At 54.0% G+C, this 804-nt stretch carries 2 rRNA genes; both read right to left on the reverse strand.

What is annotated here, in order from left to right:
- Nucleotides 1-412 precede the first annotated feature (412 nt).
- Nucleotides 413-524, reverse strand: a 5S ribosomal RNA gene (rrf, locus tag ACTIE6_RS24255).
- A 155-nt stretch (nt 525-679) separates the two neighbouring features.
- A 23S ribosomal RNA gene (locus tag ACTIE6_RS24260) occupies nt 680-804 on the reverse strand; the annotation flags it as partial.

Here is an 804-nt window from a genome sequence, read left to right on the forward strand (position 1 = left end):
CGTCCTTAGGCAACCCCTTAACTTCTCTATCCGTACCAACGTGGCGCGCGGCCCGACCTACGCGGCCCGACCTACGCGGCCCGACCTACGCGGCCCGACCTACTTTACCAGGTTTGACCCAAGTATCATCGGCGGATATAGCCGGGATCACGTTGAACTGGGCGCCCCAGGCTTAGCCAGCCGCGCACTAGGCGTGCCCCTTAACTTCTCTGTACGGGCCGGGCTCGCGAACGAGCGGGGCGCGCAGCCTGGGCGGCCCCGCCTGGGCAGCCCCGCCTGGGAAGAGGTGAAGCAACCGTTGCCCCGAACCAGGTCAATAACCTGCACGGCCCGGCCTGCGTGGCGCGGCCTACGCGGCGCGGCCTAAACACAAAAAAGACCATCCTTTTGAGATGGTCTTCGTGTAATAGTATTGTGGCGGCTACCTACTTTACCAGGTTTGACCCAAGTATCATCGGCGGTTCCGGGCTTAACTTCTCTGTTCGGGATGGGAAGAGGTGAACACCGGGCCAATAGCCACCAACAAGATCTTTTGAGGGGAAGAAGGAGGAAGGAAGTATGGAGGAAGGGAAAATCCCTTTCGTCCTTTATCCTTTATTCCATTATCCTTTCATTCCTTTTTTCATGTCATATTGGAAGTAGAAGAGATTGAGATTAAATGTTTTTTCTATTGAAAGAAAATGTGCAAGCTGTTGGGTAATTAGTACTGCTCGGCTGAATGTATTTCTACACATACACCTGCAGCCTATCAACGTCGTAGTCTACAACGACCCTTATGTGGAAGATTCATCTTCGGGCTAGTTT

Origin of the sequence: Dyadobacter sp., from assembly GCF_051859145.1 — a bacterium.
In the GTDB taxonomy this organism is placed as follows: domain Bacteria; phylum Bacteroidota; class Bacteroidia; order Cytophagales; family Spirosomataceae; genus Dyadobacter.